The sequence below is a fragment of the Microbacterium salsuginis genome (assembly GCF_012524205.1).
Lineage (GTDB): Bacteria > Actinomycetota > Actinomycetes > Actinomycetales > Microbacteriaceae > Microbacterium > Microbacterium salsuginis.
In genome coordinates, this window is the sequence record NZ_JABACI010000001.1 from 13,254 (window position 1) to 30,414 (window position 17,161).

At 70.4% G+C, this 17,161-nt stretch carries 13 protein-coding genes and 1 riboswitch; of the genes, 8 read left to right on the forward strand and 5 right to left on the reverse strand.

Annotated features, from left to right (window positions below):
- Positions 1-108: 108 nt before the first annotated feature.
- Positions 109-1,944 (reverse strand): ABC transporter family substrate-binding protein, encoded by a 1,836-nt coding sequence (locus HF576_RS00065; protein WP_168910766.1) that lies wholly within the window; start codon positions 1,942-1,944, stop codon positions 109-111.
- Between the two features lie 164 nt (positions 1,945-2,108).
- Here HF576_RS00065 and HF576_RS00070 point away from each other — a divergent pair, with 164 nt between their 5' ends.
- Positions 2,109-2,960 carry a CPBP family intramembrane glutamic endopeptidase gene (locus HF576_RS00070; RefSeq protein ID WP_425522958.1) on the forward strand — a complete coding sequence of 284 codons (852 nt, stop codon included), beginning with the start codon at positions 2,109-2,111 and terminating at the stop codon, positions 2,958-2,960.
- A 230-nt stretch (positions 2,961-3,190) separates the two neighbouring features.
- Entirely contained in the window at positions 3,191-4,186 is a 996-nt protein-coding gene (locus HF576_RS00075; RefSeq protein ID WP_168910767.1) for a hypothetical protein, read from the forward strand.
- An 88-nt stretch (positions 4,187-4,274) separates the two neighbouring features.
- Here HF576_RS00075 and gcvP read toward each other — a convergent pair whose 3' ends face one another.
- From gcvP to HF576_RS00095, 4 genes are all read right to left on the reverse strand, one after another.
- On the reverse strand, positions 4,275-7,109 hold the full coding sequence (gene gcvP / locus HF576_RS00080; protein ID WP_240948653.1) for an aminomethyl-transferring glycine dehydrogenase: 2,835 nt from the start codon (positions 7,107-7,109) through the stop codon (positions 4,275-4,277).
- A 53-nt stretch (positions 7,110-7,162) separates the two neighbouring features.
- Positions 7,163-7,546 carry a glycine cleavage system protein GcvH gene (gene gcvH, locus HF576_RS00085; RefSeq protein ID WP_168910769.1) on the reverse strand — a complete coding sequence of 128 codons (384 nt, stop codon included), beginning with the start codon at positions 7,544-7,546 and terminating at the stop codon, positions 7,163-7,165.
- Positions 7,543-8,754, reverse strand: coding sequence for a glycine cleavage system aminomethyltransferase GcvT (locus HF576_RS00090; protein ID WP_168910770.1), 1,212 nt, complete (start codon positions 8,752-8,754; stop codon positions 7,543-7,545). Before HF576_RS00090 ends, gcvH begins: the two co-directional genes overlap by 4 nt.
- A 247-nt stretch (positions 8,755-9,001) precedes the next feature.
- A riboswitch (glycine riboswitch) is annotated at positions 9,002-9,099 on the reverse strand.
- Positions 9,100-9,141: 42 nt separating this feature from the next.
- Positions 9,142-10,314 (reverse strand): MarP family serine protease, encoded by a 1,173-nt coding sequence (locus HF576_RS00095; protein ID WP_168910771.1) that lies wholly within the window; start codon positions 10,312-10,314, stop codon positions 9,142-9,144.
- A 142-nt stretch (positions 10,315-10,456) separates the two neighbouring features.
- Between HF576_RS00095 and HF576_RS00100 the strand changes: the two genes are divergently transcribed.
- Genes HF576_RS00100 through HF576_RS00125 form a run of 6 tightly spaced genes read left to right on the forward strand, consistent with a single transcriptional unit; the run spans position 10,457 to position 17,158 of the window.
- A complete protein-coding gene (locus HF576_RS00100) occupies positions 10,457-11,173 on the forward strand; it encodes an NUDIX hydrolase (protein ID WP_168910772.1) in 717 nt (238 codons plus the stop codon).
- Positions 11,174-11,194: 21 nt separating this feature from the next.
- On the forward strand, positions 11,195-12,538 hold the full coding sequence (gene nadA, locus HF576_RS00105) for a quinolinate synthase NadA (protein ID WP_168910773.1): 1,344 nt from the start codon (positions 11,195-11,197) through the stop codon (positions 12,536-12,538).
- Complete coding sequence (gene nadB / locus HF576_RS00110; RefSeq protein ID WP_168910774.1) at positions 12,535-14,151, forward strand: L-aspartate oxidase; 1,617 nt, start codon at positions 12,535-12,537, stop codon at positions 14,149-14,151. Before nadA ends, nadB begins: the two co-directional genes overlap by 4 nt.
- Positions 14,145-15,020 carry a carboxylating nicotinate-nucleotide diphosphorylase gene (gene nadC / locus HF576_RS00115; RefSeq protein ID WP_168910775.1) on the forward strand — a complete coding sequence of 292 codons (876 nt, stop codon included), beginning with the start codon at positions 14,145-14,147 and terminating at the stop codon, positions 15,018-15,020. Before nadB ends, nadC begins: the two co-directional genes overlap by 7 nt.
- 18 nt (positions 15,021-15,038) lie before the next feature.
- The gene (locus tag HF576_RS00120; RefSeq protein ID WP_168910776.1) at positions 15,039-16,184 is read left to right on the forward strand and encodes a cysteine desulfurase family protein; all 1,146 of its coding nucleotides are present in this window, start codon (positions 15,039-15,041) and stop codon (positions 16,182-16,184) included.
- Between the two features lie 17 nt (positions 16,185-16,201).
- Positions 16,202-17,158: a glycosyltransferase family 2 protein gene (locus HF576_RS00125; protein ID WP_168911994.1), complete on the forward strand. Its 957-nt coding sequence runs from the start codon at positions 16,202-16,204 to the stop codon at positions 17,156-17,158.
- Positions 17,159-17,161 lie beyond the last annotated feature (3 nt).

Sequence of the window (17,161 nt, forward strand, 5' to 3'; positions counted from 1 at the left end):
GCTCAGCCACTCGGAGGAGTCTAACGCGGGCGGGGTGCAGGCCCCTTGGGACCTGCACCCCACCCGGTGCGCGCTCAGCCCGAGCCGGGCGCGCACCGCGCTATCGGATTACTCCTCAGAGCCGCCGTCGGTCACGGCCCAGTCCCACGCGTTCCAGAAGATCGTGGGAGCGATGATCGACGGGTCGATGTTCTCCACACGGTCGCTGTAGGCGGTGACACTCGGGAACTGGAAGATGGTCACGCCGTAGAAGTCCTCCCACAGCAGGCGATCCATCTCCACCTGGAGCTCGATCTGCGTCTCCGCATCGAAGGTGCCGTTCAGCTCGGTGATGATCTCGTCAACACGCTCGTTCGAGTAGAAGTTCATGTTGTTGATACCACCGGTGACGAACGTCGGCAGCGAGTTGGTCACACCGAGGCTGGTCGACTGCCATCCGAAGAGCGATGCGTCGTAGGCGCCGGGCGTGCCGAGCAGGCCGCCCCACTCCTCAGAACCGCAGTCGGTGACGTTGAAGCCGGCCTGAGCGGCCGACGCCTGGATGAGAGCGAACTCGTTCACACGACGCGGGTTGTTCGACGCGTAGAGGATGCAGACCGAGGTGTCGGTGATGCCCGATTCGGCCAGCAGCGCCTTGGCGCCCTCGATGTCGACCTCGGCGAAGTTCGCCGAGGTGTTGTCCGCTGCCGCCTCGTCGTAGCCCTCGGCACCCGGAACGAACAGCTGCGAGTCACGCAGGATCGCGTCGTCGCCGATGATCGGCTTGATCAGGGTGTCGACGATCTCCTGACGCGGGATGACCTTCATGAAGGCCTCACGCGCCTGGGCGTTCGAGAAGATGTTCTGCGAGTTCTTGCCCTGGTCGAACTGCAGGTCGACGTGCTCGTACGTGCCCTCGAGTCCGGTCAGGACCGTGATGCCGTCGATGCCGTCGAGCGCCGTCTTGATGTCGGCGGTCGCCTGCGGCGAGATGATGTCGACCTCGCCGTTCTCCAGCGCCTGAACCGCAGCGAGCGGGTCGGGGATGAAGCGGATCGTGATCTCTTCGATGTTCGCCGCGTTCTCACCCTTGTACTCGGGGTTCGCCTTCAGCGTGATGTACTCGTCGGCCACGAAGTCCGTGATCATGTACGGACCGGTCGCGAGGTAGCGCTCCGGGTCGTCGGGCAGCTCGGTGAAGTTGAAGCCCGAGTTCCAGAACGACGAGATGGGAGCGAGAGCCTCGGCATCCTCGTTCTCGATGGCATCGAGGAGAGCCTGCTTGGCCTCCTCGTTGTCTTCGATGCCGAGGGCGTTCTTGGCCACCACGTGCGCCGGGAGCGGCGGGGTGAAGACGAGGTCCCAGTCCACGAAGGGCTGGTCGAACGTCATCGTGATCGAGCGGCCGTCCTCGCCGACCTCAGGCGTCTCGGACACGAGGCCCATGCCGGATTCCGGCGTGGCGCCCGAGTCGAAGTACACGACGTCGGTCGGGAACGACTCGGTGAACTCACCGGTGTCAGGGTCGGTGAAGTCGTCCGGGCTGAAGTCGGGCGTGTCCAGCGCGCGCGACAGAGCGGCCCAGTTGAGCATGAGGTCGGCCGCGTCGACCGGCGTGCCGTCCGACCAGGTGACGTCCTCGGCGACCGTGAACGTGACAGTGAGCGGGTCTTCGCTGACGAGCTCGTAGGTGCCGAACGACGTGTTCTCCACCAGCTCCGGCGTGTTGTTGTAGTAGTTGAACCCGTCGAGGGTCAGGTAGTTGATGTTGTTGTTCGCCGTGGCGTTTCCGAACGACGTGTTGCCGTTCATCGAGTAGAACGCCTGGTTCCACGCGGCTGTGATCGCCGAGCCTTCGACAAGACCCGAGTCGTCGCCGGTGTCGTCGCCGCCGCCCGCGGCGCAGCCTGAGATCACCAGGGCGCCGGCTGCGGTGAGCGCCACCGCGGCCGAGATGCGCTTCATTCTCACTGTTCCTCCTGTGCAGGGTTGTGCGCACACGTCAGGCCTTGGCCGAACGGGGCGCGGATGGGAAAACCATAAGCACCCGTTGTGAGATGGTCAAAACGATGGACGAAAACGTTACAGAGCCTTAACTCAATCGACCCGAAGTGTGACAATCTGACAAGATGACGGCGACCAATCGGCTTCCGGATGTGAGGGAATCCACGATCGCGGTTCCGATGTCCCCAGGGGAGCGCCGGCGGCTCACGTGGGAAGTCTGCCTGGTCCTTGCGATATCGGTCGGCCAGTCCGCCGTCTACTCCCTGCTGTCGCTCCTGCGGCGCCTCCTCGCACCGGTCCCGCTGGGCTCGCAGCAGACGCAGGTGAACCCGTCGCGCGACGCACTCGCGCTGTGGGACATCGTGTACCAGCTGCTGTCGGTGTTCTTCGACCTCGCCCTCGTCGCGCTGGTCGTGTACCTGCTGTGGGAGCCGGGGCAGAGCGCGCTGCGCCGCATCGGCCTCGACTTCACGAGGTTCGGCGGCGACCTCGGCCGCGGCATCCTGCTCACTGCCGTCATCGGTATCCCGGGGCTCGCGCTCTATGCCGCCGGCCGCGCGCTGGGCGTGACCGTCGCCGTCGTGGCGTCGCCGCTGGATGCCGCATGGTGGACCGTGCCGCTGCTCATGCTCGCGGCGCTGCGGGCGGGGCTCACCGAAGAGGTGATCTTCATCGGCTACCTGTTCGACCGGCTCCGGCGCTTCGGCTGGAACTGGTGGGCCATCATCCTGTCCACGGCCGCACTGCGCGGTGCGTACCACGCGTATCAGGGCATCGGTGCGATCGTCGGCAACGTCGCGATGGGGATCGTGTTCGGCTGGTGCTACAAGCGATGGGGCCGCGTGATGCCGCTCGTCATCGCCCACACGATCCTCGACATCGTCGCCTTCGTCGGCTACCCCGTCGCCGCCGCGCTGTGGCCGGCGGTCTTCGCCCCACCACCGTCGCCGACGCCGACACCCACCCCGAGTTCCTGACGCCGGGTCAGGCGAAGGCCTCTCGCCGCGGCATCAGTCCCGACCCCGAGCTCCCTACGCTGAGACGTCATCTGCCTGCCGAGACCGGGGGTGACGCCCGTGGTCTCGGCAGCGAGATGACGTCTCACGGATCCGGCGTCGGCTCCTCCCCAAGGGACGCAGCGGCGTGCAGCATCCACAGGTTGAGCGATACGGGCGCGGCGGAGTGCGGTGAGGGCGATGGTGGTGGGATGCCGCTGCTCACTGTCGCCCGCAGCCCGATCGCGCTCCTGCGCTTCGCTGACTTGGCGCATCCCGAGCGCGGAGTTCGAAACGGCGAACTCGTGAAGATAAGACCCGGCGTGTACGCCTCCGCACGGGATTGGAACGCGCTCGCAGCGTGGGATCGATATCTAGCGAGGGTCCACGCCGTCGCGATGGTCTGCCCCGACGTGGTCTTCAGTTGCGAGTCCGCGGCGGCGCTGCAGGGCATGTCGATTTTCGGCGACCCCGTCGTCGTCCATGTGCTGGCCTCACCACTTGCCACTGCCAGGCTCGTCGCCGGCATCCGAGTCCACACGACCGGCGGACATCGCGAGGTGGTGGAGATCGGCGGGATGCTCATGACCAGTCCTGCTGAGACTGCTGTGGACCTCGCCCGCTCTCGTCACGCCGCCATCGGGCTCGCCGCAGCCGATGCTGCCCTGCGGATCGACCCCTCGCTCTCGGCGGAGAGTCTCGTCGCCATCAACGAAGGTCGCGCGAGCAAGCGCGGCCGCGCGTTGGCGCGTTGGCCCCTCGGTGCGGCGACGGCTCTGGCCGAGACCGCCCTCGAATCCGTCAGCCGCGCGACCATCGCATGGCTTGGCTTCCCGGAGCCGACTCTGCAGGTGACATTCCGCTCCGCCGGCGGGCAGGAGGACCGCTCCGACTTCGTCTGGCGGGGCATCTCTCTCGCCGGCGAGTCCGACGGCGACCTCAAGTTCGACGGGCGGTACGGCGATCCTCGCGAACTGCTGCGCCGCCAGAGGGAGCGGGACGCACGACTACGCTCGCGGCACGTCGAAGCCGTTGCACACTGGGGCTGGGTCGAGGCGACCACCGTGGACCCGTTGCGCACTCTGCTCCTCGGCCATGGCCTGAAGCAGGTCGCCCCTGAGCAGCCCGCCCAGCTGTACTCGCTCCGTCGCGCGGTCTCGCCGAACCCGCCGCACCGAGCGGCGCCGCTGCCCAACCGTTCCCGGTGAGACGCCACCTGCCTGCCGAGACCCCGGTTGACACCCGAGGTTTCGGCAGCGAGATAAAGTCTCACCGACCATGGGAGGGTCAGCCGGGTCAGGCGAAGGCCTCGATCGGCGGGCAGGCGCACACGAGGTTGCGGTCGCCGTAGGCCTGGTCGATGCGGCGGACCGGCGGCCAGTACTTCGTGCGCACGAGCGAATGCACCGGGTACACCGCCGTCTCGCGCGAGTACGGGTGGGTCCACTCCCCCGCCACGACCGCCTCGGCCGTGTGCGGGGCGTTCACGAGCGGGTTGTCCGCCGCGGGCCACTCGCCGGCCGCCACGGCCTGGGCCTCGGCCTTGATCGCGATCATCGCCTCGATGAAGCGCTCGATCTCGCCGAGATCCTCGGACTCGGTGGGCTCGACCATGAGCGTCCCGGCCACCGGGAACGACATCGTCGGCGCGTGGAAGCCGTAGTCGATCAGGCGCTTGGCCACATCGTCGACGCTCACCCCGGTCGCCTCCCGCAGCGGACGGAGGTCCAGGATGCACTCGTGGGCGACCAGGCCGCCCTCGCCGGTGTAGAGCACCGGGAAGTGCTCGCGCAGACGGGCCGCGATGTAGTTGGCCGACAGCACCGCCGCCGCCGTCGCGTCGCGGAGGCCGTCGGCGCCCATCATGCGCACGTACGCCCACGAGATCGGCAGGATGCTCGCCGATCCGTGCGGCGCCGCCGAGATCGGGCCGCCGTCGAAGACGCCGCCCGCGTGGTCCTTGCGCTGCGAGAACGGATGCGACGGCAGGAATGCCGCGAGGTGGGCCTTGGCCGCGACGGGTCCGACTCCCGGTCCGCCGCCGCCGTGCGGGATCGCGAACGTCTTGTGCAGATTGAGGTGCGAGACATCGCCGCCCAGGTCGCCGAATCGCGCATAGCCGAGGAGGGCGTTGAGGTTGGCGCCGTCGATGTACACCTGCCCGCCGGCGTCGTGCACGGCCTGCGTGATCTCGAGCACGTCGTGCTCGTACACGCCGTGGGTCGACGGGTACGTGATCATGAGCGCCGCGAGCTCGGACGCGTGCGCCGAGATCTTCGCGCGCAGGTCGCCGAGATCGACGTTGCCGGCCTCGTCGCACGCCACGACGACCACCCGCATGCCGGCGAGCACCGCCGAGGCGGCGTTCGTACCGTGCGCCGACGACGGGATCAGGCACACGGTGCGATCCAGGTCGCCGTTGGCCCGGTGGTAGCCGCGGATCGCCATGAGACCCGCCAGCTCGCCCTGCGAGCCGGCGTTGGGCTGCAGTGAGACCGCGTCATAGCCGGTGACCTCGGCCAGCCACACTTCGAGCTGCTCGATGAGCGCGAGGTATCCGTGCACGTCGGCCTCGGGCGCGAACGGATGCACTCGCGAGAACTCGGGCCACGACACCGCCGCCATCTCGGTGGCCGCGTTGAGCTTCATCGTGCACGAGCCCAGCGGGATCATGCCGCGATCGAGGGCGTAGTCGCGGTCGGCGAGCTGCTTGAGGTACCGCATCATCGCCGTCTCGGAGCGATGCGTGTTGAACACGGGATGGGTCAGGAACTCATCGCGCCGTCGCAGCACCGGCGGGACGGCCGCGAGGGGCGCGGCATCCGCGAACGGCACCGTCCGCTCGCCCTGCTCGCCCGCGCCGGCGAACTCGTCCTCAGGCAGCCCGAATGCCCACGCGACCGCGGCGAGGTCGGCGTCGGTGGTCGTCTCGTCGACCGAGACGCCCACGGTCGCGTCATCGACCCACAGCAGCTGGTAGCCGAGCGAGCGCGCTCGCTCGATGACGCGGCCCGAGGGGCCGGGAGTGGTCACGCGCACGGTGTCGAAGAACGAGTCCGACGTCAGCGACAGCCCGTATGAGCGCAGCCGTGCGGCGAGCGCCTCGGCCTTCTGCGCGACCTCGGTCGCGATCGCCTGCAGGCCCTCGGGCCCGTGGTAGACGGCGTACATCGAGGCCATCACGGCGAGCAGCACCTGCGACGTGCAGATGTTGGAGGTCGCCTTCTCGCGGCGGATGTGCTGCTCGCGCGTCTGCAGCGCGAGACGGTAGGCCGGATGCCCCGCCGCATCCTGCGACACGCCCACCAGCCGTCCGGGCAGCTGCCGTTCCAGACCCTGCCGCACGGCCATGTAGCCCGCGTGCGGCCCGCCGAATCCGAGCGGCACGCCGAAGCGCTGCGTCGTGCCGACCGCGACGTCGGCGCCGAGCGAGCCCGGCGACCGCAGCAGGGTGAGACCGAGCAGGTCGGCCGCGACGACGACGAGACCGCCGGCCACGTGCACCGCGTCGATCACGCCCGACGGGTCCCACACGTTCCCGGACGCGCCGGGATACTGCACGAAGGCGCCGAACACCGACTCGGGCACGGTCGCGCCGTGCGCGAGGTCGAGCTCGAGCAGCTCGATGCCGACGGCGGCGGCGCGATGCGCCAGCAGCGCCCTTGTCTGCGGCAGCGCGTCGGCGTCGACGGCGAACACGTTCGACGTGGACTTCGAAGCGCGCCGGGCGACCAGCATCCCCTCGACGACGGCGGTGGACTCGTCGAGCATCGACGCGTTCGCCGTCGCGAGTCCGGTGAGGTCGGTCACCATCGTCTGGAAGTTGATGAGCGCCTCGAGCCGCCCCTGCGAGATCTCGGGCTGATACGGCGTGTAGGCGGTGTACCACGACGGATTCTCGAAGATGTTGCGCGCGATCACCGACGGCGTCAGCGTGTCGTAGTAGCCGAGCCCGATCATGGGGCGTGCCGTGCGATTCTGCGAGGCCAGCGCGCGCAGCTCCGCGAGCGCCTCGGCCTCGGTGGCCGCGGGCGGGATGTCGGTCGTCGCGCGGGGACGGGAGCGAATGGATGCCGGCACCGCTGCCTGCACGAGAGCCTCGACCGAGTCGAAACCCAGCGCGTGCAGCATGATGCCCTGGGCGGCGGCATCCGTTCCGATATGCCGCTGCGCGAACCCTCCCGTCACTGGTCGCCGCCGGTGAGGGCGACGTACGCGTCGCGATCGAGCAGTTCGGCGACGTCGGATGCCTCGACCCGCAGCTTGACCAGCCAGCCCTCGCCGTACGGGTCGGAGTTGACCAGCGACGGGTCGTCGACGACGGCGTCATTGGCCTCGACGACAACGCCGGTGAGCGGGGCGTAGAGCTCGCCGACCGACTTGGTCGACTCGATCTCGCCCACCACGGTGGCCGCGGTGACGGTCGAGTCGACGGCGGGCAGCTCGACGAACACGACATCGCCGAGCTTGTCGGCCGCGTAGTCGGTGATGCCGACCGTCGCGATGTCGCCGTCGAGTGCGACCCACTCGTGCTCGTCGGTGTACTTGAGGCTGTTGAGGTCGGTCATGAGTTCCTCCGGTAGAAGGGCAGGGTGGTCACGGTCGCGGGGATGCGGGTACCCCGCACGTCGATGAACAGGGCGGTGCCGGGTTCGGCGAGCGCGGGCGGGACGAAGGCCATGGCGATCGGATGCCCCAGCGTCGGGCTGAGCGCGCCGCTCGTGATCTCGCCGATCGGCGTGTCGGCCTCTGCCGCATCGAGCACGGCGTAGCCGGCACGTCCGGCGCGTCGTCCGTCGGACTCGAGCCCGACCAGTACCGGCGCGTCAGGGGTGAGGACCGCGGCGAGCCCGTCCTTGCCCACGAAGTCGTCCTTGTCGGCGGCGACGGCACGACCGAGGCCCGCCTGTGCCGGCACGATGTCGAGCGACAGCTCATGGCCGTAGAGCGGCATCCCCGCCTCGAGTCGCAGCGTGTCGCGGGCGGCGAGGCCGGCGGGCACGAGTCCGTGCGGCTCGCCGGCGGCCAGGAGCGCGTCCCACAGCGCACCGGCGGCGCGGTTCGGCACGAGCAACTCGAACCCGTCCTCGCCCGTGTAGCCGGTGCGGGCGACGAACAGCGGCTCGCCCTCGAAGGTTCCGGCGGCCCACGCGTAGTAGCCGAGGTCGGCGAAGGCCGGCGAGACGTCGGCGATGCCCGCGGTGGCCTCGACCACGGAACGCGCGGCCGGGCCCTGCACGGCGATGAGCGCAATCTGGTCGGTGATGTCCTCGACGGTCGCCACCCCCGACACCCCCTCGATGTGGGCGAAGTACTCGGTGCCGGTGACCGTCGGCCGGTCGCGCAGGAAGGCGGCGGCGACCGGCGCGCGGTCGACCCGGTCGGCGAGCGCCGTCGCGACCGCCTCCCGGTTGCCGGCGTTCGCGATCACGAGGAAGCGGTCGGCGGCGATCCGGTACACGATGACGTCGTCCACGATCCCGCCGGACTCCGCCAGGACGAGGGAGTACTTCGCCTTGCCGTCGCGCATCGCCGAGATCCGCCCGGCGAGCGCGTAGTCGAGGAATGCGCCCGCGTCCGCCCCTGTCACGAGGAACTCGGCCATATGCGAGATGTCGAACAGGCCCGCGGCCGAGCGCACGGCGTGATGCTCGGCGAGGTCGGACGTGTAGCGGACGGGCATGAGCCAGCCACCGAAGTCGGTGAACGAGGCGCCCAGCGCTTCATGGCGGTCGTGCAGCACCGTGGTGCGCGGGGGTGGGGCGGATGCGGTCATGAGTTCTCCCGGGATGGGCGGGCGGACGCCTGGCGACGTCCGTGAACTCCCCCTCTGTCATGGGCCTGAGAGTTTCGCCGGATGCGTGCATCCGGGTTTCACCGTCGGCGGATTCGCAGCGAATCAGGGAACCTCAGCCACGAGATGGAGACTCGTAGCGGTCGGGTCACCTGGAGGTTTCGATGCGGCGCTGGGGCGCCTTACTCAACCTGATTCTCGCTCGCTCGAATCACTTTCCAGAGCCGGCCTCACCCGAGCGGTACGCGGTACCTGAGAGATTGGCGGGGAGGCTTGCTCCTTCGGTGCTCGGCGATGATGCTGCCGAGGCTCTCCCGCACGGGTCGTTGGCCGTTATTGACTTGCGCAGTCAGCATAGCCTCCGACGCGTCATCCCACGCAGTTTCCGGATGACACGCGGTCCGACAGCGACGGCGCCTGCGCGGCGACCGGCGTGAGCTCGGCCATCGTCATCGCGTAGCCGAGATCGGGATCGTTCTCGCCGCGCGCGAAGACGACGCCGGCGAGCGCGCCGTCTCCGGTCAGCAGCGGTCCTCCCGAGTTGCCCGGGCGCACCGCGGCCTGCAGCGCGTAGATGTCGCGCGGGTTCCAGCTCTCGTCGTAGATGTCGGGCACGGGAACGGTGCCCGTCGAGAGCACGCCGGCCGGCTCCATCGTGAAGGGGCCGCCGTGCGGATATCCCTGTACGACGGCCGCCGTCCCCGGCGACAGCGTCTGTGAGAACGGCAGCGGCGGGACGCCCAGGTCGTCGATCGCGATGACGGCCAGATCGTCGATCGCATCGAAGTAGACGATGCGCCCTTCGCGGGCCGGCACGCCGGGCAGCTCGACCACGGGGGTCTCCACGCCGGCGAGCACGTGTGCGTTGGTGACGACCCGGTCTTCGGCGACGACGAAGCCGCTGCCGGTGAGTCCGCGCCCGCACGCGTACGCGGTGCCCGAGACGCGGGCGACGGATGCCGCGGCGCGGGCCAGTTCGGGATCGTCCAGCTGGACCGGCGGGGCGGGTTCTGCCGAACCCGGGCCGAGCAGGCTGCCGAGCTGCGGCAGTCCGTCGTCGATGACGGCGCCGCGCAGCTGTGCGAGCGCGGCGTCGACCGGGTCGGGCGTGAGCGCCTCGATGCCTCGCAGCACCTGCGACGACGCGACGGCCGACGAGACGACGGGCACGCCGGCGACCGCGATCGCGGGAGCCACGAGGGCCAGCGCGAGAGCTGCCGCGACGAGGGAGGCGATGCCGCCCAGGAAGCGCTCGATGCCGCGGAGCTTCAGCCGGTCGGCCCCCGAGCGCAGAGCAGCTCCCACCGCGGCACCGAGGACGGCCCCGAGGACGACCAGCCCGAGGGCGGTGGCGAGCACGGCCGGGCCGCGCCACTCCGGCGAGGCCACCCATGTGCTCACGAGCGGCGTCAGCCAGTACGCCGCGAACGCTCCCGCCGCGAGCCCGGCGAGGGTGCCGATGCTCGCGAAGAATCCGCGTCGGATGCCGGGGGCGAGGGCGGCGATCAGCAGCAGCACGATCAGCACGTCGACGACGATCACGCGCACTCCTTCCGGGGTCGTCCGGCCAGGCTACGCACGCAGCCTGAGAGGGTGCCGCGACGGGACCGCCGGCATCCGCTGTCACACGTTTTGAGTTCTGGTCAACGTGACACTATGATCGGAGACAGGAGTTAGAGTCACTATGACCAGAACGGTGCTCATGCCCGCAGAGACGATCCCCACCGTCATCGACGACGCCATCCGCGTCGCGGTGTCGACGGTGATCTTCACCCTGCGTCGCCTGCCCGGCAGTGATGCCGCGGCGGTCGCGCTGCCGCTCGTGCGCCGCACCCGCGATCCGCACGAGGGCCAGTGGGCGCTTCCCGGCGGCTGGCTCGACGTCACGGAGGACCTCGGGGCAGCAGCATCCCGCACCCTCGCCGAGACGACGGGGCTGGCTCCGAGCTACCTCGAGCAGCTGTACGCGTTCGGTGCGATCGACCGCTCCCCCTCGCGCGTCGTCTCGATCGTGTACTGGGCGCTGATCCGTCCCGACGAGATCGTCGACGCCGTCGAGAACGTCTCGTGGTTCGACGCCGCCGCGCTCCCCGAGCTCGCGTTCGACCACAACGAGATCGTCGACTACGCACTGTGGCGGTTGCGCAACAAGGTCGGCTACAGCCGCATCGCGCACGGCCTCCTCGCCGACGAGTTCACCCTGGCCGAGCTGCGTGAGGTGTACGAGACGATCCTCGGCCGTCGCCTCGATCCGGCGAACTTCCGCCGGCAGGTCGAGAACTCCGGCAACCTCATCCCCACCGAGCGCTTCCGCACCGGAAGCCACCGGCCCGCGCGGCTGTACCGCTACAACCAGGACGTCGAGCTGGCCGAACGCGGCCCCCTCGGCGCCCGCGACTGACGACCCGAACGGAGCACCGTCATGCCCGCCGTCAACATCACCCTCTCCCACCCGGGACCAGCCGACGCATCGGTCGACCACGCGATCCAGGCGATCGTCGCGGGCGCGTCGACCGCCGAGACCTGCAGCACCGATCTCGCGGTGGGACCGTGGGACTTCGACACGCGGCCCGGCTACGGCCCCGGGTCGTCCATGGGCGACGTCATCCCGACCGTGTCCCCTCGGCAGGGCGAACTGCCGCGCGAGTACCGCGAGGCGTCCGAGGACGAGCTCGACGCGCGAATCCGCGCAGCCAAGGCGACCCTCGGCGAGCGCGTCGTGGTGCTGGGCCACTTCTATCAGCGCGAAGAGGTCGTGCGCCACGCGGACTACGTGGGTGACTCGTTCCAGCTCGCGAACGCCGCGCTGGAGCACCCCGACGCCGAGGCGATCGTCTTCTGCGGCGTCCACTTCATGGCCGAGACGGCCGACCTGCTCTCGCGTCCCGAGCAGGCCGTGATCCTGCCGAACCTCGCCGCCGGCTGCTCGATGGCCGACATGGCCGACATCGACCAGGTCGAGGAGTGCTGGGAGCAGCTCGCCGAGGTCTACGGCGACATGGATGCCGTCGACGCAGACGGGCTCGTGCCGGTCATCCCGGTGACCTACATGAACTCCTCCGCGGCGATCAAGGGCTTCGTCGGTCGCCACGGCGGCATCGTGTGCACCTCCTCCAATGCCCGCACAGTGCTGGAATGGGCGTTCGCGCGCGGGCGTCGCGTGCTGTTCTTCCCCGACCAGCATCTCGGGCGCAACACCGCCAAAGCGATGGGCGTGCCGCTGGAGCAGATGCCGATGTGGAATCCGCGCCGGCCGCTGGGCGGGGCATCCGTCTCCACGCTCGAGGACGCCCGCGTGATCCTGTGGCACGGCTTCTGCTCGGTGCACCGCCGGTTCACCGTCGACCAGATCGAGGCGGCCCGGGCGGAGCACCCGGGCGTGCGCGTCATCGTGCACCCGGAGTGCCCGATGGAGGTCGTGGACGCGGCCGACGAGGCCGGGTCGACCGACTACATCCGCAAGGCGATCGAAGGCGCCACCGAGCCGACCACGTTCGCGATCGGCACCGAGGTCAACCTGGTGCAGCGCCTGGCCGCCCAGCACCCGCAGCACGAGATCTTCTGTCTCGACCCGGTCGTGTGCCCCTGCTCGACGATGTACCGCATCCACCCCGGGTATCTCGCGTGGGTGCTCGAGGGTCTCGTCGACGGGCGCGTGGTCAATCGCATCACCGTCTCGGCGGACGTCGCGGCGCCGGCACGCGTGGCGCTGGAGCGGATGCTGGCGGCCAAGCCGCCGGCCGGGCGGGTCGAGAAGGCATCATGACGTCGGCTCCCCCGGCAGCACCGCATGCCGTCGTCGTCGGCTCGGGCATCGCCGGACTCCTCACCGCACTGCACGCGGTGGAGCACGGCTGTCGCGTGACACTCGTGACGAAGGACGTCCTCGACCACGCCAACACGCGCTTCGCGCAGGGCGGGATCGCGGGTGTCATGTTCGCCGACGACCGGACCGACGATCACGTCCGCGACACGCTCGTGGCCGGAGCGGGCCTCAGCGATCCCGCCGCCGTGCAGGTGCTGGTCGACGAGGGCCCGGCGCGCATCCGCGAGCTGGTGGCGCTCGGCGTGGCCTTCGACCGCGACGGCGAGGGCGCTTTCGTCAAGGGACTCGAGGCTGCCCACTCCTACCCGCGCATCCTGCACGCCGGAGGGGATGCCACCGGCACCGCCATCGAGAAGGCGCTGGTCGCCCGGCTTCGCGCCAGCGAGGTGGCCGTCATCGAGCACGCGTTCCTCGTCGGCCTCGTGGTCGAGCAGCAGCGCGTGCGCGGCATCGACCTCCTCGTCGGCGAGACCGCTGACACGACGGGCACGCGCCGGGTGGTCGGCGCCGACGCGGTGGTCCTCGCGACCGGCGGCGCCGGCGAGCTGTACGCGCACTCGACGAACCCGGTCGTCGCGACGGGCGACGGCATCGCCGCCGCCATCCGCGCCGGTGCGGCCGTGGCCGACCTCGAGTTCTTCCAGTTCCACCCGACGGTATTGGCGGCCGGAGAGTCGTTCCTGGTGTCGGAGGCGGTTCGAGGGGAAGGTGCGACGCTCATCGATGAGGGCGGGCGCAGATTCGCACTCGACGCGCACCCCGACGGCGAGCTGGCGCCCCGCGACGTCGTCGCCCGCGCCATCGCGCGCCGGATGGAGGCGCAGGACGGACGCCCGGTGCTCCTCGATGCGACGTCGCTGGGAGGAACGGATGCCGCAGCCCGTGCCGCCTTCCTCGCCCGGCGCTTCCCGACCATCGACCGCGCCGTCCGCGAGCGCGGACTGGACTGGGCGCGCGAGCCGATCCCGGTGACGCCCGCGGCCCACTACCTCATGGGCGGCGTCGTGACGGACCTCGTCGGGCGCACCACGCTGCCCGGCCTCTACGCGGTGGGCGAGGCGGCGCGCACCGGTGTGCACGGCGCGAACCGGCTGGCTTCGAACTCGCTGCTCGAGGGCGCCGTCTTCGGTGCACGTGCCGGCGACGCGATCGCCGCTGATGCGGCATCCGGAGTTTGGCCGGCGCAGCCCCTCCCGCTGGTTCGTTCGTCGTCTCTGCCCACCGAAACGCCGCTTCCGCGTGCATACGTGACGACTGAACAGAGGCTGCCGGGGTTCTCGCGGCGAGCGCTGCAGGATCTCATGTGGGAGCACGCCGGTCTGGTCCGGGATGAGCGGGGCCTCGCGCACGCGGCATCCGTCATCGCCGGCTGGCGGGCGCAGTCGCGCGCTGTACAGGCGGAACGCGACTTCGAGGACGAGAACCTGCTGCTGGTGGCCGAGCACCTCGTCGCGGCGGCCCTTGCCCGGCGGCAATCCGTCGGCGCGCATTTCCGCAGCGACGCCGGCCACGCCGAGACCACCGCAGCCCGACAGGAGGCCCTCGCGTGCTGAACCGTGCCACGATCGACCGCATCGTCGCCGCCGCCCTCGAGGAGGACGCGCCCTGGGGCGACCTCACGAGCGAGTACCTGATCCCTGAGAACGCCCGCGCTCGGGCCGATCTCGTCGCGCGGGAGGCCGGAGTCCTCAGCGGTGGCGACGTCTTCGCCGCGGCCTTCCGCCTGACCGATCCCGCCATCGACGTGCAGCTGGTCGTCGAGGACGGCGAGTGGTTCGAGCCGGGCGCGGTGCTTGCGGTCGTGACGGGTCCTGCGCGGGGTGTGCTGACGGCCGAGCGCATCGGCCTGAACTTCCTGCAGCGCATGTCGGGCATCGCGACGCTCACCGGTCGTTACGTCGCCGAGGTCGCGCACACGCACGCGCGGATCGCCGACACCCGCAAGACGACGCCGGGGCTGCGCGCGTTCGAGCGCAAGGCCGTGCGCGACGGGGGCGGGCGCAACCACCGTCACTCGCTGTCGGATGCCGTCATGGCCAAAGACAACCACCTCGCCGTGCTCGCGCGACGCGCGGAACCCGAGGCGTGGGGCGCCACCATCACTGCGGCCCTCCAGGCCGCCAAGGACCGACTGCCGCACACGGCGCATCTCGAGGTCGAGGTCGATCGCCTGGACCAGATCGAACCCGTCCTCGCCGCCGGCATCGGCACGATCATGCTCGACAACTTCACGCTCGACGAGCTCCGCGACGGCGTCGCCCAGGTGGCGGGCCGTGCCACGGTCGAGGCTTCGGGCAGCGTCTCGCTCGAGACGGTGCGGGCCATCGCCGAGACCGGGGTGGACGTCATCTCAGTCGGCGCCCTGACCCACTCGGCGCCCGCACTCGATCTCGGCCTCGACGTGCGCATCGACGCTCCCTGAGGCGACGGGGCCCCGAGCATGCTGTATCTCGACAACGCCGCCACCACGCCGGTGCGGCCGGAAGTGCTCGACGCGATGATGCCCTACCTCACGCGCTGGTTCGGCAATCCCTCGAGCCATCACACCGTGGGTGAGGCCGCCGCGGACGCCCTGGCGGATGCCCGCGCGCGGGTCGCACGCGTTCTGGGCATGCGCACCGGCGATGTCGTCTTCACCTCGGGCGGCACCGAGGCGAACAACCTCGCGGTCAAGGGCATCGGACTGGGCGTGTGGCAGTCCCTCGGCCGGCGTCACCTCGTGACGACGCCGATCGAGCACGAGTCCATCCTCGAGTCCGCGTCCTACCTCGAGCGCCTCCACGGCTTCGCAGTGACCCGCGTGGCCGTCGACGCGAACGGCCGGGTCGATCCGGACGCGTTCGCCCGCGCCGTGACCGGCGACACGGCACTTGTGAGCATCTGCTACGCGAACAACGAGATCGGAACGATTCAGGATGCCGCGGCCCTCGCCGCGACCGCACACGAGCACGGTGTACCGCTCCACCTCGACGGGGTGCAGGCGGCGGGATGGCTCCCGCTGTCGGCCGCCGAGCTCGGATTCGACGCGATCTCGCTCGCCGGACACAAGCTCGGCGCCCCCAAGGGCACCGGCGTGCTGGCGGTCCGCGGACGGATCCCCCTCGAGCCGCTCATGCACGGCGGGGGTCAGGAACGCGGACGTCGCAGCGGCACGGAGGACGTCGCCGGGGCGGTCGGCTTCGCGACGGCGCTCGAGCTCGCCGAGGCCGAGCGGGCCGAGGCATCCGCCCGCGTCTCGGCGATCCGCGACCGCTTCATCGCGCGCGTCCTCGCCACGGTGCCGTCGGCCGCCGTCACCGGCGATCCCGTCCATCGCCTGCCGGGCACGGCGAGCTTCACGTTCGCAGGCACGAGCGGAGAAGCAGTCCTCCTCGAACTCGAACGGCGTGGCGTCGTCTCGTCGAGCGGCTCCGCATGCGCCGCGGGGAGCGACGAGCCCTCGCACGTGCTCGTGGCGATCGGGGTGACGCCCGCCGTCGCGCAGACAGCGGTGCGCTTCACGTTCGCGCACGCGCTGCGCGAGCCGCTCGATGCCGTCGCCGACGCGGTCGCGGCATCGGTCACAGCCGTACAATCGGGCCCGTGACCTCGCCGAGTCCCTCCCTGACCGCGCCCCTCGTGACCGTCGTCGTGCCCGGGTTCGATGTCGCGGAGTACGCGGGCGAGGCGCTCGACTCGCTTCGTGCGCAGACCTTGAGCCAGTGGACCGCCGTCCTCGTCGACGACGCCTCCTCAGACGCCACCGGCGCGATCTTCGACGCCGCGGCAGCCGCGGATCCGCGCTTCGAGGTCGTGCATCATCGCGAAAGGCGGGGGCTCGGCGCCGCACGCAACACCGGTCTGGAACGCGTGCGCACGCCGTTCGTCGCCTTCCTCGACGCCGACGATCTCTACACGCCGCACGCACTCGACCGGCTGGTGGGGACCCTCGCCGGCAGCGGCAGCGACTTCGCGCTCGGCGCCTATGTGCGATTGCGACCGGATGCCGCGGGCGGCTACGCCGCGGGCGTCGTGCAGCCGTGGGTCATCGCCGCCACGGATCCGGCTCGGTCCGGCATCACGCTCGAGGTCCACCCCGAGGCCTCCGGCAACATCGTCGCCTGGTCGAAAGTGAGCCGCACCGACTTCTGGCGGCGCGCGGACCTGCACTTCCCGGTCGGGAAGATGTACGAGGACCAGATCGTCGCCCAGCAGATGTACACCAGGGCACGCGCGTTCGATGTCATCCCCGACGTCATCGTGCACTGGCGCGAGCGAGCGGACGGGTCCTCCATCACCCAGCACAAGGACGAGCTGCCGGTGCTGCGCGACTACCTCGAGGCGCTCGCGGGGGGCATCGCGGTGCTGGATGCGGCCGGCCAGGCCCGTGCGGCGGCCGCCCGGATACGGCTCGTCCTCGCGATGGACGTTCCGCCGCTCGTCGCCCTCGCGAAGGACCACCCCGATGACGCCTACCGGCGGGCTCTCGGCGAATTCGTGCGCGAGCTGTGGGACCGAGCTGACGGTCACACGCCGGCAGAGCCGGCGGCGACCGCGATCGCCGCGGCGCGCCTGTGGTGACCG

Coding starts and splice junctions, on each gene's coding strand:
- HF576_RS00065 (WP_168910766.1), bottom strand. CDS start 1,944: ATGAAGCGCATCTCGGCCGCGGTGGCGCTCACCGCAGCCGGCGCCCTG.
- HF576_RS00070 (WP_425522958.1), top strand. CDS start 2,109: ATGACGGCGACCAATCGGCTTCCGGATGTGAGGGAATCCACGATCGCG.
- HF576_RS00075 (WP_168910767.1), top strand. CDS start 3,191: ATGCCGCTGCTCACTGTCGCCCGCAGCCCGATCGCGCTCCTGCGCTTC.
- gcvP (WP_240948653.1), bottom strand. CDS start 7,109: ATGCTGCACGCGCTGGGTTTCGACTCGGTCGAGGCTCTCGTGCAGGCA.
- gcvH (WP_168910769.1), bottom strand. CDS start 7,546: ATGACCGACCTCAACAGCCTCAAGTACACCGACGAGCACGAGTGGGTC.
- HF576_RS00090 (WP_168910770.1), bottom strand. CDS start 8,754: ATGACCGCATCCGCCCCACCCCCGCGCACCACGGTGCTGCACGACCGC.
- HF576_RS00100 (WP_168910772.1), top strand. CDS start 10,457: ATGACCAGAACGGTGCTCATGCCCGCAGAGACGATCCCCACCGTCATC.
- nadA (WP_168910773.1), top strand. CDS start 11,195: ATGCCCGCCGTCAACATCACCCTCTCCCACCCGGGACCAGCCGACGCA.
- nadB (WP_168910774.1), top strand. CDS start 12,535: ATGACGTCGGCTCCCCCGGCAGCACCGCATGCCGTCGTCGTCGGCTCG.
- HF576_RS00120 (WP_168910776.1), top strand. CDS start 15,039: ATGCTGTATCTCGACAACGCCGCCACCACGCCGGTGCGGCCGGAAGTG.